Genomic DNA, 24,380 nt, shown 5'->3' on the forward strand with positions numbered 1-24,380 from the left:
CTGGCCTCAGCGGCTGCGCAAGGCGCCAGCGGTGGCCGGGGAGGCATGCAGCCAACTGGCCAGCAGGCGGGTGGACAGGGGGATGAACAGGTACACCATCAGCGGCGTCAGGGCCAGGGTGCTGAGCATTACCCGGGGCAGCAGGTCCAGCGTTGCCAGCCAGTGGCCAAACAGCAGGTTGAACGCCAGCGAGACCGGAAAGAACGCCAGCCAGATGGCCACGGCCTGCTTCCAGCGCGGTGGTTTTTGCACCGTGTTGGTGCCAAACCAGTCGTCGATGCCACTGACACGCGCCTCTTTGGGGCGCTCGAACAGGCCGTTGCCGCGTTGCAGCCAGGCCCGGCGCGAGGCGGAATGCTCCCAGGCATGCAGGGTGGGTTCGTCGCTGAAGCGGAAGATGATCTGGAACTCGTCGCCATCGCGGGGCGGGGCGAGAATGCCCGAACCGAGGTAGCCGGGGAAGTCGGTGGCCAGCTGCTCGCCTTCATGCAGCCAGGCCAGCAGGTCCTGGTAGCGGCCATGGGCGGCGCGGCGCGACACCATCAAGGTGACGGGTGGGGTAGACATCGTGTATCTCCTGGCAACGGGGCTGGCGGGTAGCTGGCCCCTTTGGCTGCGTGGCCCGGGGTGGTGGGCAACGCAGGTGTGCATGCAAGAATCGGGCGCGGATTATCGCGCATGTGTGATCTTCGGCAAACGTCAGCTGGCAAACGGTTGCACCCTGCGATCGGTGTTGGCGTAGTAGAATGAGCGTTCAACTTCCGCACTCAGGGTACCTCGTGCAGATGAACGAACAGGGACGTAATCCGCTGATCGAAGTGGGTCTTGAGCAGCAGGAGCTGTTTCCGATCCGTGAAGTTTCCCGCCTGACGGGCGTCAACGCCGTGACCCTGCGTGCCTGGGAGCGCCGTTATGGGCTGATTCAGCCAACCCGCACCGACAGTGGCCACCGTCTTTATTCCCAAGCGGACATCGATGACATCCGCCGTATCCTCGGCTGGCTGGAGCGCGGCGTGGCGGTGAGCAAGGTGGGCAGCATCCTCGCTCGCGGCCATGCCCTTGCCGTGCAGGCCAGCGGCGCGACGGACGCCTGGTTGCGCTGGCAGCACCAGGCGCGTCAGGCCGTGCAGCGTTTTGACATGGCTGGGCTGGATCGGCTGTTCGATGAGGTGTTTGCCGCCAACACCCTGGACCAGGTGTTCGCCGAGGTGTTCATGCCGGTTTGGCACGACTTGGCGGCCGGGCAGGGCGGCTATGGGCAGGCCAGCGAGTGGCTGTTCCTTGACCAGTTCCTGCGTGGCCGGGTGTTTGCCCGTTTGCAGCTTGCCCACATGCCGCGTAATCGCACAGTGCTGCTGGCCGCGTTGCCGGGGCAATGCCACGAACTGGAATTGCTGGTGACCGGCCTGACCCTGGGCAGCGACGAGATTGGCGTGACGCCCTTGGCCAGCGGGCAGCCGCTGCAGGAGCTGGCGCTGGTCTGCGAACGCCTGAAACCGGATGCCCTGGTGCTGTTTTCCCACCACCCACCCACAGCGGAACTCACCCGACGCTTGGTGCGCATGGCTGCGGTGCTGGAATGCCCGTTGTTACTGGCCGGCGAAGCGGCAGAAGTGGCACAGGACCACCTGGCTGGCAGCCTGGTAGCGTGCCTGGGTGCGCAGGGCAGTGTGATGCGCCAGCGCTTGCGGCAGTTTCTGGCCGGTCAGCTCGATACCTGAGTGTGCAGCTCGGGGTGGGCCCGGCGATGGGCCTGGAGGATGTAGTCGCGCAGGCGGTCGATCTCTTCGGCCGGGCTCTGGCCGAGGTCGTAGGCCGCGAGGTCCGGGCCGATGCGCCGGCCCAGCACGCCATGCAGCTCGATCGGGCTGATGTCGCCCGGGGCGAAGCGCAACTCGAAGCGGGTGGGCGCTGCTGGCAACCCGCGTACCTCCAGCAGCACACCTTTGAACGAAATGTCGCGAACCCACAGGCCGCTTTCCTGCCCATGGCTATCGAGCAGCTGGCTGGGTGTTTCCATCGACAGGCGCCAGGCGCGCAGCATGGGGCCGTCTTCGTAGATTTCCGGTGAACCCAGTTGCAGGTGCAGGGCGTGGAACTCGTCTTCCACCAGTTGCAGCGGGAAGCTGATTTGCTGGTTGTTGAACTGGGCCTGCAAGGTCACTTGTTCGTTGGCCACCAGGCGGGTCAGCAAGCTCTGGATGCGACGGTCGCCATTGACCAGCAGGCTCGACATGGTGTCGGCCAGGTTCAATTGCGGCGAATGCTGCATGCTCTGGATGAAATCCAGCTCGTCCTGGGTCAGGAGCGCGTCTGCTTGCATGATCGAACTCGGTGGTGGCGATTTCTTCAACGGAATTGACCGTGCGTGGCGTACTTGGTTCAGGCGCGTTCGTCGGGTTTCGGACAAACGCGCAGTTCGGCAAGCTCCCGCTCAAGTTCGACCTGGCGGCTGACATCCTTCTGAATACCGATGAAATAGGTCCGCTGTTCAGCGTCGAGCCTTACCGGTGTGATCGACAACTCGTTCCAGAACGCGCTGCCGTCCTTGCGGTAGTTGCGCAGCACTTCGCGACAGGGACGGCCTTCGGCCAAGGCCCTGCGGATGCGGGCACGGCCAAGCTGGTCACGGTCGTCGGCCTGCAGGAAGCGGCAATCCTGGTAGAGGATTTCGTCGCGGCTGTAGCCGGTCAGGCGTTCGAAAGCGGCGTTCACGTAGATCAGGATGGTGTCGTCGCCTTCCTGTTCGGCGACCACGATCCCGTCATTGGACGCATCGACCATCGATTGCAGCAATTGCGCGTTGATCATGTTCGGGCCATTGAGCCAAGAAAGGCTGAAGACGTGGACTTTGGTAGAGGCGGCCTTTTGCCAGCGTTGGGTGCTAGTATCCTACGTTTTCACTCAGTTTCGGAATCCTCTACCCGATGAAAGTCGCCATTATTTCCGGATCGGTCTATGGCACCGCCGAAGAAGTCGCCCGTCATGCCGAATCGCTGCTCAAGGCTGCAGGCCTGGAGGCCTGGCATGCGGCGCGTGCCACCCTGCAGGACCTTGAAGGTTTTGCCCCAGACGCCTTGCTGGCCGTGACCTCGACCACCGGCATGGGCGAATTGCCGGACAACCTGATGCCGTTGTACAGCACCATTCGTGACACCCTGCCTGCGGCCTGGCGTGGCCTGCCGGGTGCCGTGATTGCGCTGGGCGACGCCAGCTATGGCGACACCTACTGTGGTGGTGGCGAGCAGATGCGCGAGCTGTTTGCCGAGCTGGGCGTGCGCGAAGTTTTGCCGATGCTGCGCCTGGATGCCAGCGAGACGGTGACCCCGGAGGCCGATGCCGAGCCGTGGTTGGCTGAGTTGGCAGCAGTATTGAAAGCCTGATCCATGTCCGCAGCCTGATCCGGCCTCTTCGCGGGCACGCCCGCTCCCACAGGAAAATCACCAAACCTGAGGGCAGTGATATTCCTGTGGGAGCGGGCGTGCCCGCGAAGAGGCCAGCAAGGCCAGTTCATTCCTTGCTGTCAGGCACCGGCCATTCGCGCAGTAGGGCCAACCACGCCTGTGCCGCCCGTGACAGGTACGCCCCGCGCCGCCAGATAAAGGCAATATCCCAACGCAAATCACCCGGCGAGCGCAACGGCAACCGCACCACCCCGGGGCGCTCCAGCGCTTTTGCCACCACCCGGGGCAGCAACACCACGCCCTGGCCTGCCGCCACCAACGCGGCCAAGAAATCCGCCTGGCCACTGCGCCCACCTTCCTTCGGGGTAAACCCTTGCTGCTGGCACGCCTTCAGCAGCCGGTCATTGAGCACGAAGCTGCGCTGATACAGCAAAAACGGCGTATCGGCCAGTTGCCCCAGGTCCACCCCGCCCAGGTCCGCCAAGGTATGGCCAGCCGGCAGCAGGGCATCCAGCGGTTCGTTGCAGAACGGCTGATAGTCGAACGCTTCGTCGCTGGGCGTCAGGCTGCCACCCAGTTCCAGTTCGCCACTCCTGACCGCCTGCTCGACGCTACGGCTGCCGCCTTCGAGCAACTGGATCGCGATGTTCGGGTGGCGCCGCCGGTACTCGGCGAACAAGCCGGCGAACAAGGCGTCACTGCCCAGCATCGGCAAGCCCAGGCGCAGCTCGCCACGCTCCATCTGGCTGAGGTCGTCCAGCTCGTTCAGCAATGCCTGGCGCTGGCGCAGCAGGGCTTCACCACGCTCCAGCACAATGCGCCCGGCAGCCGTCAGGTGCAGTTGCGAGGCCTGGCGCTCTAGCAGTGGCTGGCCCACACCTTGCTCCAGCTGGGCCACCTGCTTGCTCACGGCCGACTGGCTGATGTGCAGGGTCTGCGCCGCCTGGGTAAAACCACCGCGGTGGACCACTTCGATAAAGCTGCGCAGCTGTTTGAATTCCATGCTCTGAATTCCATTCTGGAATGGCTATCAGTCTAACAATTCGCTTCTGGCCTAGGCAGCCGAATCTTAAAATGAGGGCCTGTCGAGGAACCCCTGCCATGAAACCCGCGTTATTGAAAAAGGCCCTTCGCCTGCTTGTCGAGCTGGCAATTCTTTGTGCCCTGTTCCTGCTTGGCGGCCAGCTTGCCACCTGGCTGGGCTGGCCAATCCCCGGTGGTGTGATGGGCCTGGCATTGCTGTTGGTACTGTTTGCCTCGGGTGTGCTCAAGCCGGCCATGCTGCAACTGGGCGCCGGCTGGTTGATGGCCGAGATGCTGCTGTTTTTCATTCCGGCGCTGATGAGCCTGCTCGACTACGGCTCGCTGATCCGTGAAGAGGGCTGGCGCATCCTGCTGGTGATCGCCGTGAGCACGTTGATGGTGATGGTCGTGACGGCGCTCACCGTGGAACTGGTGTGCCGCTGGAGCCTGCGCCATGAGCCTTGAACCCATGCCGCTGTTCTGGCTGGCCCTGACGTTGCTGGCCTACCTGGGCAGCCGCTGGCTGTACCGGCGCAGCGGGCGCTACCTGCTGTCGCCGTTAATCCTGGTACCGGTGCTGTTGCTGGCCGTGGCGGTGCCGCTGCACACCGCCTATGCCGAGTATGCGCGCAACACCCACTGGTTGATGGGCGTGCTCGGCCCGGTGACCGTGGCCTTTGCGGTGCCGATCTGGCAGCAGCGGGCGATGCTGGCGCGCCACTGGCCAGCACTGATGGTGGGCATGGTCGCCGGCAGCAGTGCCTCGATTGCCAGCTCCTGGGGGCTGGCGCACCTGCTGGCGCTGGACAGTGCGACCAGCCTGTCGCTGGTGCCGCGTTCAATCACCACGCCGTTTGCCATGCCCTTGGCCCAGGACCTGGGAGGCGTGCCGGAGCTGACGGCGGTGTTCGTGATGTTCACCGGCGTGCTCGGTGCCATGTTCGGCGGCGTGCTGCTGCGCTGGTTGCCGTTGCGCACGCCCTTGGCACGCGGTGCGCTGTTTGGCGTTGGGGCGCATGGTGCCGGGGTCAGCCGGGCACAGGAGGTGGGCCGCGAGGAAGGTTCTGTGGCCGGCCTGGTCATGGTCCTGACCGGGTTGTTGAACCTGTTCGCGGCACCGTTGCTGGCCATGCTGCTCTGACCGTTCGTGCCACTGACTCGCACAGTCATCAAGCTGGCTGGCAACGCAAGTTTCAGCTCATGGGCTGCTGGCTAGACTCTGCCTCGACATAGAGAGCACATGTATGTGCCGAGGTGACATGCAATGACCGCAGCCTTGCCCTATCCCGTCCCTATCACTTCACCGGGTTACTTCTGATGCCTATGGCCGAAATTCCATTGTGCGTCTGGCGTACCCGGGGACAGAGTTTCACTTTCCGGGGCCAGAGCATCCGCTACTGGACCGCAGGGCAAGGAGAGCCCCTGCTTCTGTTACACGGCTTCCCCACTGCCAGCTGGGACTGGCACTACCTGTGGGGGCCTTTGACCCAGCGCTTTCGGGTGATCGCGTGCGACATGCTCGGCTTTGGCGATTCGGCCAAACCGGTCGATCACGCCTACAGCCTGATGGAGCAGGCAGACTTGCAGCAGGCCCTGCTCACCCACCTGCAGGTCGACCAGCCGGTGCACCTGCTGGCCCACGACTACGGCGGCAGCGTCGCCCAGGAGTTGCTGGCGCGGCACCATGAACAGCGTGCCGAGGTTGCCAGCTGCGTGTTCCTCAACAGCGGGCTGTTCCCCGAAAGCTGCCGCATGCTGCTGATCCAGAAGCTGCTGCTCAGCCGGTTCGGCTGGCTGGTCGGGCGCTCGTTCGGGCGTGACGACCTGGTGCGCAACGTGACCCAGGTCTACGGCCCTTGCACCCACCCCAGCGAAAGCGCCCTGGATGATTTCTGGAGCCTGATTGCCGCCAACCGGGGTACGCGCATCCTGCACAAGCTGGTGGGCTACATGCCCGAACGCAGGTTGCACCGCGAACGCTGGGTCGGGGCGATGCAGCGCAAAGGTGTGCCACTGCGCTTGATCAATGGCGTGGTCGACCCGCTTTCCGGCGCGCAGATGCTGGAGCGCTACCGGCAACTGGTGCCGGAGCCGGACACCGTGCAGCTACAGGGCATCGGCCATTACCCGCACACCGAAGCACCCGTGCAGGTGCTGCGTCACTACCTGGCCTTTCGTGAACAGCCTGTGAGCTTCCACCCGCAGAAAGTGGCGTGGTCCTGACGGGGCCTCATCGCGCTGCGTTATTGCCAGGCATTCAGCCTGCGTGAGCTTGATTGTCCGCCGCTGGCTTGCGGCGGACACTCGGCTGACCTGAACCTGCCTGGAGCCATGAACATGAGCGAGCCTGTCCGTCTGCAAGATCGCGTGGTGATCGTCACCGGAGCCGGCGGCGGCCTGGGCCGTGCCCATGCGCTGCTGTTTGCCGCACGTGGCGCCCGGGTCGTGGTCAACGACCTTGGCGGCTCTACCCATGGTGAAGGTGCCAGCGCCTCGGCCGCCGACCGGGTGGTGGAAGAGATCCGCGCCGCCGGTGGCATCGCCATCGCCAACCACGACTCGGTCAGCCAGGGCGCACGCATCGTCGAGCAGGCCATGGACAGCTTCGGCCGGGTCGATGTACTGGTGAACAACGCAGGCATCCTGCGTGACAAGACCTTCCACAAGATGGACGACAGCGACTGGGAGCAGGTTTACCAGGTGCATGTCGAAGGGGCCTTCAAAGTCACCCGCGCAGCCTGGCCACACCTGCGCGAGCAAAACTGGGGGCGGGTGATATTCACCGCTTCTACCTCCGGCATCTACGGCAACTTCGGCCAGGCCAACTACGGCATGGCCAAGCTGGGCCTGTACGGGCTGACGCGCACTTTGGCGATCGAAGGGCGCAAGCACGGCATCCTGGTCAACGCCATCGCCCCCACCGGTGGCACCCGCATGACCGAAGGGCTTATCCCGCCCCAGGTATTCGAGCGCCTCAAGCCCGAGCTGGTCAGCCCGCTGGTGGTGTACCTGGGCAGCGAGCAGTGCCAGGGTACGGGTGAACTGTTCGAGGTAGGCGGTGGCTGGGTGGGCAAGGTGCGTTGGGAGCGCAGCCTGGGGGTGGGCTTTGACCCGCGCGAAGGCTTCACTCCGGAACAGGTGGCCGAGAACTGGGCACGGATCGGCGACTTTGAGGCGGCGGTGCATCCGCAGGACAGTTTGCAGGCTTTGCAGCAGATGATGGCCAACCTGCAGAAGTACCCTCTGGGCTGAACTTGTATTGCCTGTACCGGCCTCTTCGCGGGCTTGCCCGCTCCCACAGGGATATCACTGCCCTCAGGTCTGGTGATATCCCTGTGGGAGCGGGCAAGCCCGCGAAGAGGCCCGCACAGGCAGAAGATTATTCAGGGCAAAAAAAGGCCGCTGCAAGCCGCAGCGGCCAATCGAGACGTCAGATCAAGGAGCTTCAAAATCTACGTCGGTGAACCTCGCAGGCATGAAAAGCGGGGGGAGAGCCCTTCATGCCGGCCAGTGAGTAAAGAATAAGCGCTTGATCCCGTAGGAAAAATAGCGGCTTATGACATTCACCTTTACGTATTGGGCAATAGTGCCGCAGCCGCTCAGGCAGCGGGCGAATAGCCCATGCGCCAGCTGGTTTCCCGCGCTGAGGCCAGCAGCCGTTGCGCCGCCGGGCCATGCTCGTCGGCATGGAAGATCGACGTCGGCCCGACCACGGTCATCACTGCAGCGATCTGCCCCATGGCGTTGAACACCGGCGCCGACAGCGCATCCACGCCCGGCATCAGCAGCCCGTGTACATGGTGCAGGCCACGTTCGCGAATGCCCGCCAGTACCGCCTGGTAATCGTCGGCACTCTGCTGCAGGGCAGCCAGCTCGCGGTCACGCAACTCCACGGTCTCGCGCTCCGGCAGGTAGGCGGCGAACACCAGGCCGGTGGAGGAGGTGAGCAGCGGCAGCACCGAGCCCATCTGCGTGACCACGGTGACTGCGCGCACCGCCGGTTCAATGCTGACCACGGTTGCGCCCTGGTTGCCCCACACCGCAATGAAGCAGCTCTCGTTCAGTTCGTCGCGCAGCTGCGACAGCGGCAGCGCGGCAATCTTCAGCACATCGATGCTGCCCAGCGCCGCCAGCCCCACCCGCAGTGCCTCACGGCCCAGGCCGTAATGGTTGGTGGCCGCATCCTGCTCGGCAAAGCCGCTGGCAATCAGCGCCTGCAGGTAGCGGTGCACCTTGCTCGCCGGCATCTGCACATGTTCCGACAGGCGTGACAGCGACGTGGAAGGGGAGAGCTCGGCAAGGGCTTTGAGGATGTCTGTGCCAACCTCCGCCGAGCGGACTTTCTGCTTGCCGTTGTCGGCGGAGGAGCTGGCTTTGGTCATGGACATCTGCTTCCGGATTCTTCGAGTCGCGCCTTTATAGCTTGACGCCATGCGCGTAGCAAATTACGTTATTCGTAATCAGATTACGATAAAAACAATGCAGACGCGCTGTCACCCCGCATCGGGCCAGCAGCCAACTGCCAGCAACGGCTCGGCCAGAGCCCGGAGGCATAGATGACTCGCGATACATCACCCGACCTTCACTACCTAAGCGGCTTCGGCAACGAGTTTGCCAGCGAAGCGCTGCCAGGAGCCTTGCCGGTCGGGCAGAACTCGCCGCAGAAGGCGCCTTATGGGCTGTACGCCGAATTGCTCTCGGGCACGGCGTTCACCATGGCCCGCAGCGAGCTGCGCCGTACCTGGCTGTATCGCATTCGTCCGTCTGCCTTGCACCCGCGCTTCGAGCGCCTGGCGCGCCAGCCGCTGACCGGGCCGCTGGGGGCCATCAACCCCAACCGCCTGCGCTGGAGCCCCCAGCCGATGCCTGCCGAGCCGACCGATTTCATCGAAGGCTGGCTGCCCATGGTGGCCAACGCCCCGGCGCAGAAGCCGGCGGGCGTGAGCATTTACATCTACCGCGCCAACCGTTCCATGGAGCGGGTGTTCTTCAACGCCGATGGTGAACTGCTGCTGGTGCCGGAACAGGGCCGCCTGCGCATTGCTACCGAGCTGGGTGTGATGGACGTCGAACCCCTGGAAATCGCAGTGATTCCACGCGGCATGAAGTTCCGCGTCGAACTGCTCGACGGCCAGGCCCGTGGCTATATCGCCGAAAACCACGGCGCACCGCTGCGTATTCCGGAGCTGGGCCCGATCGGCAGCAACGGCCTGGCCAACCCGCGCGACTTCCTCACCCCGGTGGCGCACTACGAAGAGGCCGAAGGGCCGGTGCAACTGGTGCAGAAGTTCCTCGGCGAGCATTGGGCCTGCCAACTGCAGCACTCGCCGCTGGATGTGGTGGCCTGGCACGGCAGCAACGTGCCGTACAAATACGACCTGCGCCGCTTCAACACCATCGGTACCGTCAGCTTCGACCACCCGGACCCGTCGATCTTCACCGTGCTGACCTCGCCGACCAGCGTGCATGGCCTGGCCAACATGGACTTCGTGATCTTCCCGCCGCGCTGGATGGTGGCCGAGAACACCTTCCGTCCGCCATGGTTCCACCGCAACCTGATGAACGAGTTCATGGGGCTGATCAGCGGTGCCTACGATGCCAAGGCCGAGGGCTTCCTGCCCGGTGGCGCCTCGCTGCACGGGGTGATGAGCGCCCACGGCCCCGACGCCGAGACTTGCGAAAAAGCCATTGCCGCCGACCTGGCGCCGCACAAGATCGACAACACCATGGCCTTCATGTTCGAGACCAGCCAAGTGCTGCGCCCGAGCCAGCAAGCCCTTGAATGCCCGCAATTGCAGGCCGACTACGATAGTTGCTGGGCCACCTTGCCGAGCACCTTCAACCCGAACCGGAGATAACCGATGAACCACACTGCCAATGCCCGTAGCTGGGTCGAGCACGCCAACGGGCACAGCGACTTCCCGCTGCAGAACCTGCCATTGGGTATCTTCAGCCGGCCGGGTGAAGCCAGGCGCTGTGGCGTGGCCATCGGCGACGCGATCCTTGACCTGGAGGCGGTACTGGCCGCCGGCCTGTTCGACGGCGCCGCCAAGGCTGCCGTCGAAGCCACCCGCGGTGGTGCACTGAACGCATTCTTCGCGCTGGGCCGCAGCGCCCGTGTCGCCCTGCGCGAGCGCTTGCAGGTGCTGCTTGGCGAACACAGCGAGCACCAGGCGGCGCTGCAGGCCGCGCTGTACCCGGCCAGCGGCTGCCAGTTGCATGTGCCTGCGCAGATCGGTGACTACACCGACTTCTACGTGGGCATCGAGCACGCCAAGAACGTGGGCAAGCTGTTCCGCCCCGACAACCCGCTGCTGCCCAACTACAAGTACGTGCCGATCGGTTATCACGGCCGCGCCTCGACCATCCGCACGTCCGGCACCGATGTACGCCGGCCCAAGGGCCAGACCTTGCCTGCCGGGCACACAGAGCCGAGCTTCGGCCCTTGCGCGCGGCTGGACTACGAACTGGAACTGGGCATCTGGATTGGCCAGGGCAATGACATGGGCCAGGCGATTCCGATTGGCGATGCTGCCGAGCACGTAGCCGGCCTGTGCCTGCTCAACGACTGGTCGGCGCGCGACATCCAGGCCTGGGAATACCAGCCATTGGGACCGTTCCTGTCCAAAAGCTTCATCACCACGATCTCGCCCTGGGTGGTCACCGCCGAAGCGCTGGAGCCGTTCCGCTGCGCCCAGCCGGCACGCCCGGAAGGCGACCCGCAGCCACTGTCGTACCTGCTGGACAAGCGCGACCAGGCCGCCGGTGCGTTCGATATCGAGCTTGAAGTGCTGCTGCTGACCGAGCGCATGCGCGAGCAGGGCGCTGCCCCGCACCGCCTGACCCTGAGCAACACCCGCAGCATGTACTGGACCGTGGCGCAGTTGGTGGCGCACCACAGTGTCAACGGCTGCCAGCTGCAGCCGGGCGACCTGTTCGGTTCGGGCACGTTGTCGGGCGCCACGCCGGGTTCGCATGGCAGCCTGCTGGAGATCACCGAAGGCGGTAAGCTGCCGGTTGAGCTGGCCAGTGGCGAGGTGCGCAAGTTCCTCGAAGACGGCGACGAGATCATCCTGCGTGCCCGCTGCACCCGTGACGGCGTGGCCAGCATCGGCTTCGGCGAATGCCGCGGCACGGTCATCGCGGCCAACTGAGGAGGCAGGGGCATGGAGCTGTACACCTATTACCGTTCCACCTCGTCCTACCGGGTGCGCATTGCCCTGGCACTGAAGGGGCTGGCTTACCAGTCCCTGCCGGTCAACCTGCTGCAGGGTGAGCAGCGCGGTGCGGGCTATGTCGCCGTCAACCCGCAGGGCCGTGTGCCGGCCTTGCGCACCGACGGCGGCGAGTTGCTGGTGCAGTCGCCAGCGATCATCGAGTACCTGGAAGAGGTTTATCCACAGCCAGCACTGCTGCCGGCCACGGCCGAAGCGCGCGCCAAGGTACGTGGCGTGGCGGCCATCATCGGCTGCGACGTTCATCCGCTGCACAACGTCAGCGTGCTCAACCGGCTGCGCCAGGCTGGCCAGGATGAAGGCCAGGTCAACCAGTGGATCGGCCACTGGGTCAGCCAGGGGTTGGCGGCGGTGGAGCAACTGATCGGTGACCATGGCTTTTGTTTCGGAGAGCAACCGGGGCTGGCGGATGTGTACCTGATCCCGCAGCTGTATGCCGCCGAGCGCTTCAACATCGACCTCGCCAGCTTCCCGCGCATCCTCCGGGTTGCCGCCCTGGCGGCCGGGCACCCGGCATTCGCCAAGGCCCACCCTGCCCAGCAGCCGGACAGCCCGGCTCAGTGAAGGGAACGGTTCGCCGTCGGAAGCTTGCCGATCCGCTCGGACAGCTTCAGGCGCTGGACCGGGTCTTCCGTCAGCAGTAACGCATGCTCCAGGTCGAAGCGCTCGGCCTGCGGGCAGTCCAGGTGCTGGTACAGCGAGGCGCGGGTCACATAGTCGCTGACTTGTACCGGCCCCAGCTGCATGATCCGCTCGGCATCGATCAAGGCCGCCAGGTGGTTGTCGTTGCTGATGTGCAACTGGCGCAGGTTGCGGGACAGGCGTTGCAGCATCTGCTGCGGGCTGGCACTGCGCATGTGCTCTGCCGTCAGCGCAACGTGCGGGCCGAACTGGCGAGCCAGCAGCTCACGGCAATCGCTGGGGTACAGGCGCCGGCCACCACAGGGGTCGAGCAGGTGGTCGGCACCCGGCACACGCAGCAGGAAATGCCCAGGGAAGCCCACACCCTCCAGCGGGATGGACAGCCGCTGGGCCAGTTCCAGGGCAAGGATGGCCAAGGTCAGCGGTTGGCCTCGGCGGCGTTGCAGCACTTTGTCCATCATTGCTGCCTGCGGGCGCAGGGGGTGATGCTCATCCTGCTGAAAGCCCAGGGCATTGAGTTGGCGCAGCAGTGGCTGGGCCAGTTCGCACAGTGGCAGCATCGGCAGGTTGGCGCTGATCTCACGCTGCAGGCCATGCAGCGTGGCAAGGCTGGCTGCGGGCTCGACACAGCGGTCGTGCTCGGCGGCCATCCACAATGCGGCTTCCAGCAGGGCGACAGGCTCGCGTTCCAGGCAGGCCAGACAGGCTTGACGTGGCTTCATGGGGTATCTCCACACACGCTTGAGTATTAGCCGGGGCGGGCGGTTTCGTCCAGTGGTCCGGCGACCACGCCAGCGTCAGGGCCGTGCCTATACTGGAAGGAGCACCTCGTGGGGGAGCCTGTCGATGTTCGCACTCATGCAAAGTACCCGTACCCAGTCACTGCACCTGTTCAACGACCCGGCTACGGGCCTTAAAGCGGTTGTGGCGATCCACAGCGAGCAGTTGGGCCCAGCCATGGGCGGTTGCCGCTACCTGCCATACGCCGATGACGAAAGCGCCATGACCGACGCCATTCGCCTGGCCCAGGGCATGAGCTACAAGGCGGCGCTGGCGGGGTTGCCGCTGGGTGGCGGCAAGGCGGTGATCATGCGCAACCCGCATGTGGAAAACCGCGCCGCGCTGTTCGAGGCCTTTGGCCGCTTCATCGATACCTTGCATGGGCGTTTCATCATCGCCGTGGACAGCGGCACCTCGACCCTGGACATGGACTGCATCGCCCAGAGTACCCCCCATGTGACCAGCACCACGGCCTCGGGTGACCCCTCGCCACATGCGGCAATGGGCGTGTTCGCGGGCATTCGCGCCACGACCTCGTTCAGGCTGGGCAGCGATGACCTGAGAGGCCTGCGGGTGGCGGTACAGGGGCTGGGCAATGTCGGTTATGCGCTGGCGGAGCAACTGCATGCGGTGGGCGCGGAGCTGCTGGTCAGCGACCTGGACCCAGGGCGTGTGCGCTTGGCGATGGAGCAGTTCGACGCAAAACCTGTGACCAACGACGCGTTGATCAGTACACCTTGCGACATCTTTGCACCCTGCGGCGTGGGGCCGGTGCTGAACGGGCAGAGCGTGATGCAACTGCGCTGTGCGGCAGTGGCCGGGGCGGCGAACAACCAGCTGACTACCTTGCAGGTAGCAGACCAGCTGGAATCACGGGGCATACTGTATGCGCCTGACTACGTGATCAATGCCGGCGGGCTTATCTACGTGGCGCTGACCCATCGCGGCGAGGACCTGGGCACCATCACCGCGCACCTGGCGCGGATTCCTTCACGGCTGACCGAAGTGTTTGGCCATGCGCAGGCGGAAAAGCGTTCGCCGGCGCGGGTGGCGCAGATGCTGGCGGAGCGTTTGCTGTATGGCTGAAGGTTGATACTGGCTTTGCTGGCCTCTTCGCGGGCTTGCCCGCTCCCACAGGTATTGCACAAGCCTTGAAGGCAGTGGGGTCCCTGTGGGAGCGGGCGAGCCCGCGAAGCAGGCGCCGCCGATGTCACTCGGCTGCGCCACCTTCCAGCAACTCGGCCAACGCATCCGGCTGGCTCTTAAAGGCCCGGGCGAACACATCGCGGTTCTTGGCCATGTAGATACCGGCTTCTTCAACCTGCTGCTCGGTCAGCGAAGGCACCGCCTTGTGCAGCACTTCAGCCAGGCGCTCGGCCAGTTCGAGCATCTTGTCGTGACGGTCTGCTTCGGCCTTATCCATAAACAAGCGCTCCGGGTCGCGGCTGCTGCGGTACACCACTTCGACGGCCATTCATCACCTCTATGCCTTTTTGCTGGTTGTGTTGCGATTTACTGTATCTATATACAGTAATGGCAATGTTGGTTGGTTCGCAAGCAGAAATTGTAGCGTGGCCTAAATCGAGCGCCGCCCGCGCGGCGCATCGCGACGCAAGGCCGCTCCCACATTTGTTACGGGCCAGTCCATCCTGTGAGACCACCGCTGTGCGCCTTGTTTGTCCCATGCGGTATCGAAGGAGACGCAGTCGCTCTTTATCGATCTCCAGCCATGCACCCAGGGTACGCGCGCCACAGGCACAGAAGAGACTGGCCCGAAACAAATGTAGGAGCGGCCTTGCGTCGCGATGCGCCGCGCGGGCGGCGCTCGGTCTCATAGGCGCAGAATTTGTTGTGGCGAACACCTGTCAGCCTTCATGCGATCCGAAGACAAGCCCTCACTGCTTCATGCCCAACTCGGCATCATCCATCAGCGCCTTCGCCATCGCACTCAGGTAATGCGCAGCCCAGATCATCATTGGTTTTTCATCCATCAGCCCGATGATGGTCAGTTCGCGTACATAGCCCATCAATTCCGACGACTGCTCGCGGGCATCCCTGCACGGAATGCCGGGCTCAATACGAAACAGTGGATGGGTCCCGTTTTCGCCTTGATAGAAAGTGGTCTTGCCGACGGTGAGCTGGGTGTCTTCTGTTGTCATTGTTCAATCCCCTGAAGTTTCTCGGCTGTCTGGCCCGGCCCTTTCGCGGGCTCGCCCGCTCCCACAGGTACTGTGCAAGCCTTGAAGGCTGTGGTGACCCTGTGGGAGCGGGCATGCCCGCGAAAGGGCCGGCCCTGGCAACACATTAATCAGCCTTAGTGCGAAGTCCTGGGCTCTGCGGGCATCTGCACCTGAACCAATGCCGACTCAAGCAAAGCCCGCAGCGCCTCCAGTTCATGCATCGAGGTCATCATCAGGATCGAAGCCGGTGATCTGGGTTGAAGCAGCAACGCCTGATGCACCACAGTGGCTGCGCATAACGCGTAGTCGGTGGCCTGGATCAGGGTGTCTTCGAGGGAATGGGGGTTGTGGGGTGGATCGGGAACTACTTTCAGCATGGTGAAGGCCTGTTCAAAGTTGGGGCCACCACCTCCTGCTGTCAAACAGTAAGGCGGCAGCTGTGCATGGGTTGACAGACCGGTGAACAGAACCAAAAGCCGGCGCACACGAGGTGCCCCATGACAGCTGCCATAAAGGCAAAGCCATGTGGTTAGTTCAAGGCGGCCTGTCAAAGCCAGTCGCTGATTGGCAGCGACGACCCGAGACTAGTGCGCATCCCCGAACGCCACAATGGCAGGGAGTATCTTTGGGAAATGCCCTACAAGGAAGGGCTTAAATCTGATTTTTCCCGAAGCACGGCCGTGCATTTTTGCAACGCGCCACACCTCAAGGTGCCTTGCGGCAATCGGTCGCCTTCCAAGACAGGGGCCTGGCCCTTTAACTGCATGGCACAAGCGTCACACGGGTGACGCATCATCCTTCAAGACGTATCGGGGAATGGAACATCGTGAACATCAAATGGGCAGAAAAACTGCGCAAGGGCCTGCACGGCTCGGCCGACTCGCTGGGCAACCTGTGCGTCGAGGGGTTCCATTACCTGGCGTTGTTCGGCATTGGCGCGATCACCGCCTATGCGGCGGTGATCACGTTCCTCGACATGCTCGGCAAGGGCGGGATCAGTGTCGATGACATCCTGCTGCTGTTCATCTACCTGGAGCTGGGGGCGATGGTCGGTATCTACTTCAAGACCAACCACATGCCGATCCGCTTCCTGCTGTACGTGGCGATTACCGCGCTGACCCGCCTGCTGATCGGCGATGTTTCGCACCACAAGGCGCCGGACGAAGGGCTGCTGTACCTGTGCGGGGGCATCCTGCTGCTGGCGCTCTCGATCCTGGTGGTGCGCTACGCCTCGTACCGCTACCCGTCGACCAAGGTGCTGGATGCCAACGGCAAGCAAGTGGACGAGGGCAAGTAGCCCTCAGTTGGCAACGAAATGGCGTGGCTCGTGGCGGGCGTCACGGGTGAGCGCGGCCAGCACCTGCATGGGGTTCTGGCTGAGTTCGATCGCAAGGCCCAGGCGGATACTGTCGATCACCCGTTGCAAGCGCACCGGGTCGTTGCGCTGGGCCTGGGTGATGAGGCGCTTGGCGACCACGCCGGCGTCGTCCGACAGGGTCAGCATGATGCTGCCGTCGAGGTTGGTGATGCTCAGGTTGACCCGGTATTCGGGGGCGAATGCAGCACTGATTCGGTCGAAAGGGTTATTCATGCCTGGGGGCCTGCTAAGAATGTCTGCAGAAATTGACCGGGCACTGCGAGGTTGGTTCCTGGCAGGCAATTAGCCATTATCGCAACTACACTCCTTGAATCGCAGCCGCGACGCATGGCCAGTGGCCGGCAAAGGAGTGCCCGTGGTTCCCTCATCTGCTGCCCGTCAACGTGGCGCAATCGGCCTCATGGCGGTGATTACCCTGGGCCTGGCCCTGTTGTTCATGCTGGTGGTGATCGACAGCGGCCGCCTGTACCTGGAGAAGCGCAAGCTGCAGCGCATTGCCGACATGTCGGCGCTGGAAGCGGCAGGCCAGTTTGCCGTGTGCACCGGCAGCGGGCCCCAGGCCAACGCGATTGCCCGCACCGCCGCCACCCGCAACGGCCATGCGGCCAGCAACCCGCTGACAGCCAGTTGCGGGTACTTGCAGACCGGCGCCAACAGCTTGCGCACCTTCACCAGTGACAACAATCGCAATGAAGCCATCCGGGTCGATGTGAGCAATACGGTGCCCACCAGTGTTGCGGCGGGGGTGTATAGCCTGGCGCAGGGCAGTGGTGTGCCGTTGACCACGACCTTGCAGGCACATGCGGTGGCATCGTCGCCTTTGCCGCCGCAGGCGATGTTGAGTATTCGGACCACGCTGGCGACCGTCGATTCGCGGCAGTCGGTTTTGCTCAATGCGCTGCTCGGCGCCTTGGGGGGCGGCGCGCAACTTGATCTGGCGGGATGGAAAGGGCTTGCTGCCACGGACATCAATTTGCTCAGTTACATTGACGCATTGATGATCGACCTGAAACTGACTGCCGGTGACTACAAGCAGCTGCTGACTGCCAACGCAACCGCTACCCAACTGGTGCAGGCCGCTATCAAGGTACTACAGCAAAGCGGGGCTGCCGCCAGTGTGATAACCAACCTGGGCACTGTGGCGTTGGGGATGAGCAACGGCACGCTTCTGCATTTGAACGAGCTACTGAATATCCAGAACGGCACTGCCCAATCCGGGCTGGATGCCAACATTCAATTGCTGCAACTTGTGCAGGGCGTCATCCTACTGGCGCTCAACGAAAACGCAGTTTCTGTGGACTTACCCATCAGCGTGCTGGGCCTGGTCAATGGTCGAGTGCGCTTGAAGGTCATTGAACCTATGCAGATGTCGGCGGTGGGTGATCCCCGCAAGGATGAACTGCGCGTGCAAACGGCCCAGGTGCGGACGTTGATTTCGTTGGACCTGCCGCTACTCAATACGGTCTTGGGATTGGCAAATGCAGTACTCAATCTTCTCTCACCCTTGACCAGCCTGATCAATAGTTTGCTCAGCCTCGATTTGTCCTCTTTGCTTTGCCTGTCGTGTACCCGCAGTGATATCCAGCTCGTTCCGGATGCATTGAAGATAGACATTGGCCTGATGGGCGCTGAGGCGACAGCACGGTTGAATCCGCAAGCTTCAGACACTTTCAATTGCGCCCCCAAGCGTTTGACCGCTCAAACCCAAAGTTCTGCAGCCAAAATTGCAATAGGTCGCTTTGCCTCGCCAGACGCCTTCTTCATCAATGGCACCACCGAGGTCAAGGCGCTGCCTTTGGTTGATATCGGTACGAAAAAGTGTGGTTTGCTGGGTTGCGATGCACGTGTTCCATTCGGTGGCGGTGGTCTGGGCCTTCGCGTCGATACCAAGGTTCTGGGCAGCGGTGCATCAGAGCGCGCGCTGGTCTTCCAATCGCCCTCCAGCACCCCGCCCAACATCGGCCAGGCTCCGTTCTTCCTGAAAATGAAGACAGCCAACGACAACGTTGTCGGCAGCCTCAGCGACACCCTGTCGGGCGTACATCTGGAAGCCTATAAACCCATCGGCAACAGCGGTCTTGGCACAGTGTTGGTGATCGTCTCCAACGTACTCAACGAGATAACGGGCATCGTTAATGCCCTGATCAAAAACCTGCTCAGCCCGTTGCTCGATCCTATCGTTAACGGGCTGCTCAAGGTATTGGGCATCGACCTGGTCAGCGCCGAAGTCGGCGCCAACCTCAGTTGCTCCAGCGGCCGCGCTCAGCTGGCGCTGTAGAGCGGCAACCACACCCGCAAGCACGCACCCTCGTTGCCGTTGTGCGCTTCCAGCCGGCCGCCCATGGCTTCGACGATGCTGTGGCTGACCGACAAACCGAGGCCGGTGCCCATGCCGGCGGGCTTGGTGGTGAAGAACGGTTCGAAGATGCGTTCGAGCAGGCGCGGGTCGATGCCGCCGCCGTTGTCTTCCACCTGCAGGCACAGTTGCCCTTCTTCGACGCGCTGGCTCACGCTGATCCGCGGCTTGGCAACCCGCCGTTCGAGCAGCGCATCACGGGCGTTGACCAGCAGGTTGATCAGTACCTGTTCGAGCTGGTCCTCATGGCCCAGCACTTCCGGGCACAGGTCGGGTTCTTCGATGTGCAATGCCACGCCTTTGCCGCTCAACCCTTCTGCCAGCAACCCCAGCGCACCGTGCACCGCTACCCAGGCAGCGAACACATGCTGTTCGACCTCGGAGCGGCGCCCATAGGTGCGCAGGTGCTCCACCAGATGCGCCACGCGCTCGACCTGGGCGTCGATGCGCTGCAGCTTGCCCGTCACATACTCGGCATCCACCTCACCGCTTTCCAGGCGCTTGAGGGTATTGACCAGCGCCAGGCGCATGGTGCTCAACGGCTGGTTGATTTCATGCACCAAACCGGTTGCCAGCTCGCCCAGTGTGGCCATCTTGGCCCCTTGCAGCAGTTGCTGCTGGCTGTGGCGTACTTCGGTGTTGTCGCGCCCCACCGCCTGCACTTCCTGCAACTGGCCGTGCTCATCGAACAGGCCACGCTCGGCCCACACCCACCACGCTGTTCTGCGCCCGGGCAGTTGCAGGCAGATTTCGGCACTGGCCAAGGGCTGCTCGGGCGTCAACCGCGCCAGGCGCTGGAGAAAGGCCGCACGTTGGCTGTCGGATAGCCACTGACCAAGGTTCATGCCTGTCAATTGTTGCGGCGCGCACTCCAGCTGTTCGGCAAGCGGGTGATTGCCAAACAGCAGTTCAAGGTCTGGGCGGTAGCGGCAGATCATGGCCGGTGAGTCTTCTACCAGCACCCGGTAACGCTCCTCGCTCTGGCGTACTTGCTCGGCCGCCTCGGTCGCTTCGCTGACGTCCAGCCACAGGCCGACGGCCTCGACAGGCTGGCCCAGGTCGTCACGCAGCAGGCGGGCTTCGTCCAGTATCCAGTGGTAGCGGCCAAGGTGGTCGCGCAGGCGGTAGCGGCTGCGGGCCTGGCCGTCGCGCAACAGCGTGCGGGTGCGCTCCAGCCACAACCAGCGGTCGTCGGGGTGCAGCGTCTGGCCTGGCTGGCGGGCCTGTTCGCTGTCCGGCTCCCAGCCCAGCAGTGGCGTCAGGCTGGCGCTGAAGAACTCACTGTGCAGCGCGCCTTCGGCATAGCGCTGGACGTAGATCACTGCGGGGGAGCTGGCGATCAGGTTTTCCAGCCGGGCGCGCGCGGCCCCGGCTTGTAGCTCCTGGGCCTTCAACGCGCTGATGTCGAGCAAAAAACCCTGAGCCTGACGGCCTTGCAACTGGCCTGCCCACTGTAGCCAGCGCGGGCTGGCCAGGCTGTTGGCGGGCAGAAGGCGCAGGCTCAGGTTCAAGGCAGTGCCTTCGCGCAGTTGCTCCAGCGCCATGCGTGCGGCTTCGCGGTCGGCCGGGTGTACCCGGCCCAGCCATTGCTCGGCGGTGGCTTCAGGCGGTACGCCCAGGCGCAAGGCCAGGGCCGGGTCAAACTGCAGCGGCCCCTGCAGGGGCCATGACCACCAGCCAGCGCCCAGTTGCTGTTGCAGTTCATCCAGGTGGCGTGAACGTAGCCGCAACTGGTGCTGGCGCAGGCGAGTGAGCAGGGGTTCGATCAGCGCTTGCAGCAGGACAGCGACCGTTTCGCTGGTCGGCGGCCGTGGCGCGCCCGCGCACAGCAACCAGGCCTGCACGGTATGGCCGTGCAGGTAGGGCACGGCCAGCAATGGCAAACCGGCGCACGATGGCTGCAACAGCGGGTTTCCAGCAGCTACTTCGCGGCCCCGTGGCGGTAGTGTTTGCAGCCAGGGGCGCAAGCGCTCGTCCTCGGCCCAGGGCCAGTCGTTGTCGCTGCAGGTGTAGGTGTACCAGCCACTATCGCCCGGCAGCATCAGGCGCACAGAGCCGGCATGCCAGTGCTCGGCCAGCTGCTGCAGTTGTTCGGTGGCCGTCTGCAACAGGCGTTCTTCGTCGCAATCACGCAGGCTGCGGCCAAGCTCCGCTGCCAGCTTCTGCTGGGTCAGGCGATGGCCGTGCTGCTCGCGTTCGCCCAGCAGGTCACCGATATCGAACACCTGCAGCAGCCAGCCATCGGCCTGCCGCTGGAGCCAGCCACGGGTGTGCAGGGCAGGGCCGTGCACGGTCGTAAAATCAAGGTCCAGCGGTTGCCCCTGCCAGTCAGCGGGGGGGCCTTCAAGCACCAGCCAGCTTTGCCGTTGCAGGTAGTCATGTACGCGGGGGGCGCTGTGCGAACTGGCAGGCAGCACCGTGCGCAAGGGCCCGGCCAGGCGCAGCACGTGCCCCTGGTCATCCAGCCAGAGTTGCAACCCCACCGCTTGCGGGGCCAGCTCTGCCTGCGCGGTGGCCGGGCCGCCCAACCAGCGATCCAACAAGCCGCTCATAGTTGCAAGCTCGCTTCGGCCCGCAGGCGATCGGGCAGACGCGGCACCTCACCGATCAGCGGCAGGACCAGCATCGGCAGCACGTTGGTCAGTTTCGTTTTGGGGTAGTTGATGGTCACGGTCAGCAATTTGTTGGCGCCCAGGGTTACCTGCGCGTCACTGGCGGGCTGGAAGTTGAAGGCGGCGGGCATCCACTGCAACTGTTGGCCGATGACCTGGTGGGCCAGGTTCTGCACATCGGTGGTGTAGCTGGCGCTATTCGGGTCCAGGGCCACGCAGCGCCGCACGGCCTCGGCGCTGGCCTGGTTGAATGACTGCAGCATCAGCATGGGCAGGGTGTAGCTGACCAGGCCGTAGAACACCGCAAAAAAAATCATGAATACGGCCGCGAACTCAATGGCTGCCGCGCCTTTCTGCCGTTTTGCCGGGCCTGCTTTCATGATTGCGTCTACCCTGACCATGAGTCCTGAGTAACAGCATAGAACCGATCGACGAACAGGGATGGCCATTTGCCTATGCATAGCCTTGCAGTGCTCGTCTGGCTGGTGTTGTGCGCTGGGCAGGATGCCTGGGAGCGGCAGATTTCCAATGTCCTGACGCTCGGTGTTGCCGCCTGTGCGCTGGTTTGGTTGCTGGCCACCGGGCACAGTTGGCTGGGCGCGCAGGGCAGCGACGCCGCCCTGGCTTTCGTCATCGTCCTGTTACTTACGCTGCCTGGCTACATGCTCGGGCAGTTTGGGGCTGGTGACGTCAAACTGCTCGGCGCGCTGGCGTTGGCCTCCAGCCTGGACCACGTGCTGGGCACCTTTATCGGCGCCGGTGTGGCACTGGTTGCATGGCAGCTGTTGCGGCGCAAAGTACGCCAGCCTGGGGAGAAAAAGCCGTTTGCGCCTTTCTTGCTGGCCGGCTTTGCCCTTTCCCTTGCCTGGGTTGGCTAAGCCTGCGGCCGCTTAGTTGTTGCGCTCTGCCATCTTGGTCCAGCGGTAGAAGTCGGGGATTTCGTACTTGTAGGTGTCCAGCCAGCGCTGCATGGACTGGTCACGTTCCCGCGCGGTTTGCACCTGCAGGCGCCTGGATGCCTGCTCACCGCTGGACTGCACGCGCAACAGCCGTTCGGTGGCCGTCTCGTCCAGAGGGGCATGGCGCGGGTATTCCTCGGCCAGCAACGTTGCGCTGCCTACGCAGCAGGCCAGTAGCATCACGTACTTGATCATGATCACCTCCGCGTATCAATTGACCATCATGTCCGGGGCCCTGGCCGATGCAATCGGGCCTCGGCCGCCGGCCTTGATCTTGCCGGCGCGCGCCTGGGCTTCGGCAAATTGCCCGGCTTTGAGCTGCAACCGGCCGACCAGGTCGGTGGCCTGCTGCCAGTTGTCCTGCACCAACGCCAAGGTCACCAGGTTGACCGCAGACAGCGTGTTGTCGTCCTTCAGTTCGATTGCCGTCAGCAACTCGAAGCGCGCCTGGTCATAGCGCCCCAGGTTCATCAGCACCACGCCAAGGTCGTTGCGCACCCGTTGGTCGGTAGGCGCAAGCCGTACGGCGCGTTGCAGGTTCTGCAGGGCCTGTACGTCGTCACCGCGGGCCGAGGCCAGTTGGCCCAGGCCATGTTCGCCTTCGGCAGCCAGGCAACCGCCAAGCAGGCTGCGGTACAAGGGCTCGGCTTCGCTGAGGCCAAGCAGCCGTGACACCTTGGCCTTGCGCAGGCGCACCTGGTCGAAGGTGTCGGGCAGTTGCTGCAGGTGGGCAAGGCTGGCGTGCGGGCGACCGTCGTTGAGCATTTCGTCTGCCAGGTTCAGTGCCAGTTGCTGATCGGCGTCCGGCTTGCTGCAACTGGCGGTGGCGAACAACTGGCGCAGGCCTTCGGGCTGTTGCCCGGCGCATCCGGTCAAAAGCACCAGGCTTGCGCACAACAGGATTGTCTTCATCAATCAGTCCTCATGGGCTCAACGCCCGCGCCAATGCAGAAAAGCCTGGCCCGGCAAGGACAATGAGCAAGGCCGGAAACAGGAACACCATCATCACTGCCGACATCTTTGCCGACATCATCGATACCCGTTCTTGCAGGCGGGTCAGGCGACGGTCGTCGAGCAGCGCCTTCAGTGCCTGCAACGACTTCATCGCGCCGCTGCCCTGTGTCAGCAACTGGCGCAGGATCACGCAGGTATCGGTGAATTCATCCACAGCCAGTAGCTGGGCGACCTTTTCCAGCTCCGGGCCCAGCGCCATGCCCGAATCCACCCGCTGCAGCACCTGGCGCAGCTCTGCGCTGATGTGCGGGATCAGTGTCCGGCCTTCGTGGCTGAGCACGCGCAGGGCCTGTTCAACGGCCAGGCCGGTCTCGAAGAGAATCCGCAGCAAGGGGATCAGCAGGCTGACCTCTTCTGCGATGCGCCGCTGGCGACGGGCCGCAGCCACGGCCAACAGGCGCTTGGGCAGCAGGTAACCGACGCCCAGCGCGCACAATGGCCAAACCATCCAGCCGGCCGCGGCGCTGCCCTTGAACCCCTGTTGCAACAGCAGCGTCAGCGCCACGGCCAGCAGCGGCAAGCCCAGCTGAAGTGCGGCAAACAGGGCGCGCTGGCGGCTGCGGCGCCAGCCGATACGCTCGAGCAGGGCCTGGCTTTCACTGTCGAACTTCTGTAGCCGCTGCCCCCATTGGCTGCTGCCCAGCCAGTGCAACCAGTCGCCCAGGCGCTCGTCGCGGGTCAGCCGCCCTTGCAGCCGTCGGGTCACCAGTGCCCGGGCGCGCCACTGGCGAACAGCCTGCAGGCCAAACAGGCTGGCGGCGATGAACAGGCACAGGGCGCAGATCAGCAAGGCCATG

General features: G+C 63.9%; 28 protein-coding genes. 13 read left to right on the forward strand and 15 right to left on the reverse strand.

Translation table 11 applies throughout. The features are described from left to right. Positions 1-6 precede the first annotated feature (6 nt). Positions 7-567, reverse strand: coding sequence for an antibiotic biosynthesis monooxygenase (locus AK81_RS07190; protein WP_043197863.1), 561 nt, complete (start codon positions 565-567; stop codon positions 7-9). A gap of 218 nt (positions 568-785) precedes the next feature. Between AK81_RS07190 and AK81_RS07195 the strand changes: the two genes are divergently transcribed. Further along, complete coding sequence (locus tag AK81_RS07195) at positions 786-1,721, forward strand: MerR family transcriptional regulator (RefSeq protein ID WP_043197864.1); 936 nt, start codon at positions 786-788, stop codon at positions 1,719-1,721. On the opposite strand, the gene AK81_RS07200 is transcribed toward AK81_RS07195, so the two are convergent. Further along, positions 1,706-2,323 carry a PilZ domain-containing protein gene (locus AK81_RS07200; RefSeq protein ID WP_043197865.1) on the reverse strand — a complete coding sequence of 206 codons (618 nt, stop codon included), beginning with the start codon at positions 2,321-2,323 and terminating at the stop codon, positions 1,706-1,708. The two genes, AK81_RS07195 and AK81_RS07200, sit on opposite strands and share 16 nt — an antisense overlap. Positions 2,324-2,382: 59 nt before the next feature. Next, positions 2,383-2,811, reverse strand: a complete 429-nt coding sequence (locus tag AK81_RS07205) for a PAS domain S-box protein (RefSeq protein ID WP_043197867.1) — start codon at positions 2,809-2,811, stop codon at positions 2,383-2,385. 116 nt (positions 2,812-2,927) lie between these two features. On the opposite strand from AK81_RS07205, the gene AK81_RS07210 reads away from it, so the two are divergent. Next, positions 2,928-3,383 (forward strand): flavodoxin, encoded by a 456-nt coding sequence (locus AK81_RS07210; RefSeq protein WP_043197869.1) that lies wholly within the window; start codon positions 2,928-2,930, stop codon positions 3,381-3,383. Positions 3,384-3,510: 127 nt separating this feature from the next. Here the strand turns inward: AK81_RS07210 and AK81_RS07215 are convergent, their stop codons facing one another. Continuing rightward, positions 3,511-4,407, reverse strand: coding sequence for a LysR family transcriptional regulator (locus AK81_RS07215; protein WP_043197871.1), 897 nt, complete (start codon positions 4,405-4,407; stop codon positions 3,511-3,513). A gap of 98 nt (positions 4,408-4,505) precedes the next feature. Between AK81_RS07215 and AK81_RS07220 the strand changes: the two genes are divergently transcribed. The 4 genes from AK81_RS07220 to AK81_RS07235 all read left to right on the forward strand — a co-directional run bounded on the left by AK81_RS07220 (position 4,506) and on the right by AK81_RS07235 (position 7,679). Next, on the forward strand, positions 4,506-4,892 hold the full coding sequence (locus AK81_RS07220; protein ID WP_043197873.1) for a CidA/LrgA family protein: 387 nt from the start codon (positions 4,506-4,508) through the stop codon (positions 4,890-4,892). After that, entirely contained in the window at positions 4,882-5,568 is a 687-nt protein-coding gene (locus AK81_RS07225) for an LrgB family protein (RefSeq protein WP_043197877.1), read from the forward strand. The genes AK81_RS07220 and AK81_RS07225 overlap by 11 nt, the downstream gene beginning before the upstream one ends. A 176-nt stretch (positions 5,569-5,744) precedes the next feature. Continuing rightward, entirely contained in the window at positions 5,745-6,650 is a 906-nt protein-coding gene (locus AK81_RS07230; RefSeq protein ID WP_043197880.1) for an alpha/beta fold hydrolase, read from the forward strand. Positions 6,651-6,764: 114 nt separating this feature from the next. Next, a complete protein-coding gene (locus AK81_RS07235; RefSeq protein WP_043197881.1) occupies positions 6,765-7,679 on the forward strand; it encodes an SDR family oxidoreductase in 915 nt (304 codons plus the stop codon). A gap of 347 nt (positions 7,680-8,026) precedes the next feature. On the opposite strand, the gene AK81_RS07240 is transcribed toward AK81_RS07235, so the two are convergent. Next, positions 8,027-8,809 carry an IclR family transcriptional regulator gene (locus AK81_RS07240; RefSeq protein WP_043197882.1) on the reverse strand — a complete coding sequence of 261 codons (783 nt, stop codon included), beginning with the start codon at positions 8,807-8,809 and terminating at the stop codon, positions 8,027-8,029. A 174-nt stretch (positions 8,810-8,983) separates the two neighbouring features. Between AK81_RS07240 and hmgA the strand changes: the two genes are divergently transcribed. From hmgA to maiA, 3 genes are read left to right on the forward strand one after another with little or no spacing between them, the layout of a single operon-like run. Then, the gene (hmgA, locus tag AK81_RS07245; RefSeq protein ID WP_043197883.1) at positions 8,984-10,285 is read left to right on the forward strand and encodes a homogentisate 1,2-dioxygenase; all 1,302 of its coding nucleotides are present in this window, start codon (positions 8,984-8,986) and stop codon (positions 10,283-10,285) included. 3 nt (positions 10,286-10,288) lie between these two features. Further along, a complete protein-coding gene (gene fahA / locus AK81_RS07250) occupies positions 10,289-11,581 on the forward strand; it encodes a fumarylacetoacetase (protein WP_043197885.1) in 1,293 nt (430 codons plus the stop codon). A gap of 12 nt (positions 11,582-11,593) precedes the next feature. Next, entirely contained in the window at positions 11,594-12,226 is a 633-nt protein-coding gene (maiA, locus tag AK81_RS07255; protein ID WP_043197886.1) for a maleylacetoacetate isomerase, read from the forward strand. Here maiA and AK81_RS07260 read toward each other — a convergent pair. After that, entirely contained in the window at positions 12,220-13,026 is an 807-nt protein-coding gene (locus AK81_RS07260; RefSeq protein ID WP_043197887.1) for a SirB1 family protein, read from the reverse strand. The two genes, maiA and AK81_RS07260, sit on opposite strands and share 7 nt — an antisense overlap. 124 nt (positions 13,027-13,150) lie before the next feature. On the opposite strand from AK81_RS07260, the gene AK81_RS07265 reads away from it, so the two are divergent. Further along, positions 13,151-14,170, forward strand: coding sequence for a Leu/Phe/Val dehydrogenase (locus AK81_RS07265; RefSeq protein ID WP_016497958.1), 1,020 nt, complete (start codon positions 13,151-13,153; stop codon positions 14,168-14,170). A 124-nt stretch (positions 14,171-14,294) separates the two neighbouring features. Here AK81_RS07265 and AK81_RS07270 read toward each other — a convergent pair whose 3' ends face one another. The 3 genes from AK81_RS07270 to AK81_RS07280 form a co-directional block, all read right to left on the reverse strand. Beyond that, positions 14,295-14,558, reverse strand: coding sequence for a YebG family protein (locus AK81_RS07270; protein ID WP_016489064.1), 264 nt, complete (start codon positions 14,556-14,558; stop codon positions 14,295-14,297). A 421-nt stretch (positions 14,559-14,979) separates the two neighbouring features. After that, positions 14,980-15,243, reverse strand: a complete 264-nt coding sequence (locus AK81_RS07275; RefSeq protein WP_043197892.1) for a DUF3077 domain-containing protein — start codon at positions 15,241-15,243, stop codon at positions 14,980-14,982. Positions 15,244-15,398: 155 nt separating this feature from the next. Continuing rightward, the gene (locus AK81_RS07280) at positions 15,399-15,641 is read right to left on the reverse strand and encodes a hypothetical protein (RefSeq protein ID WP_043197893.1); all 243 of its coding nucleotides are present in this window, start codon (positions 15,639-15,641) and stop codon (positions 15,399-15,401) included. Positions 15,642-16,090: 449 nt separating this feature from the next. Between AK81_RS07280 and AK81_RS07285 the strand changes: the two genes are divergently transcribed. Beyond that, positions 16,091-16,561: a phosphate-starvation-inducible protein PsiE gene (locus tag AK81_RS07285; RefSeq protein WP_043197894.1), complete on the forward strand. Its 471-nt coding sequence runs from the start codon at positions 16,091-16,093 to the stop codon at positions 16,559-16,561. A gap of 3 nt (positions 16,562-16,564) precedes the next feature. On the opposite strand, the gene AK81_RS07290 is transcribed toward AK81_RS07285, so the two are convergent. Next, on the reverse strand, positions 16,565-16,855 hold the full coding sequence (locus AK81_RS07290; protein ID WP_043197895.1) for a DUF3509 domain-containing protein: 291 nt from the start codon (positions 16,853-16,855) through the stop codon (positions 16,565-16,567). Between the two features lie 142 nt (positions 16,856-16,997). Between AK81_RS07290 and AK81_RS07295 the strand changes: the two genes are divergently transcribed. Continuing rightward, positions 16,998-18,920: a pilus assembly protein TadG-related protein gene (locus tag AK81_RS07295; RefSeq protein WP_043197897.1), complete on the forward strand. Its 1,923-nt coding sequence runs from the start codon at positions 16,998-17,000 to the stop codon at positions 18,918-18,920. Here the strand turns inward: AK81_RS07295 and AK81_RS07300 are convergent. After that, the gene (locus AK81_RS07300) at positions 18,905-21,550 is read right to left on the reverse strand and encodes a PAS domain-containing sensor histidine kinase (protein WP_043197898.1); all 2,646 of its coding nucleotides are present in this window, start codon (positions 21,548-21,550) and stop codon (positions 18,905-18,907) included. The genes AK81_RS07295 and AK81_RS07300 overlap by 16 nt on opposite strands. Beyond that, the gene (locus AK81_RS07305) at positions 21,547-21,990 is read right to left on the reverse strand and encodes a TadE/TadG family type IV pilus assembly protein (protein WP_043197899.1); all 444 of its coding nucleotides are present in this window, start codon (positions 21,988-21,990) and stop codon (positions 21,547-21,549) included. The genes AK81_RS07300 and AK81_RS07305 overlap by 4 nt, the downstream gene beginning before the upstream one ends. Positions 21,991-22,065: 75 nt before the next feature. Here AK81_RS07305 and AK81_RS07310 point away from each other — a divergent pair, with 75 nt between their 5' ends. Beyond that, complete coding sequence (locus AK81_RS07310; RefSeq protein WP_043197900.1) at positions 22,066-22,488, forward strand: prepilin peptidase; 423 nt, start codon at positions 22,066-22,068, stop codon at positions 22,486-22,488. A 12-nt stretch (positions 22,489-22,500) separates the two neighbouring features. Here AK81_RS07310 and AK81_RS07315 read toward each other — a convergent pair whose 3' ends face one another. The 3 genes from AK81_RS07315 to AK81_RS07325 are packed head-to-tail and all read right to left on the reverse strand — an operon-like array spanning position 22,501 to position 24,379. Next, positions 22,501-22,764, reverse strand: coding sequence for a DUF3613 domain-containing protein (locus AK81_RS07315; protein ID WP_043197901.1), 264 nt, complete (start codon positions 22,762-22,764; stop codon positions 22,501-22,503). A 15-nt stretch (positions 22,765-22,779) separates the two neighbouring features. Further along, a complete protein-coding gene (locus AK81_RS07320) occupies positions 22,780-23,481 on the reverse strand; it encodes a tetratricopeptide repeat protein (RefSeq protein ID WP_043197902.1) in 702 nt (233 codons plus the stop codon). Positions 23,482-23,491: 10 nt separating this feature from the next. Further along, complete coding sequence (locus AK81_RS07325) at positions 23,492-24,379, reverse strand: type II secretion system F family protein (RefSeq protein ID WP_043197905.1); 888 nt, start codon at positions 24,377-24,379, stop codon at positions 23,492-23,494. Position 24,380 lies beyond the last annotated feature (1 nt).

The organism is Pseudomonas putida W15Oct28, assembly GCF_000708715.2.
Classification (GTDB): domain Bacteria; phylum Pseudomonadota; class Gammaproteobacteria; order Pseudomonadales; family Pseudomonadaceae; genus Aquipseudomonas; species Aquipseudomonas putida_R.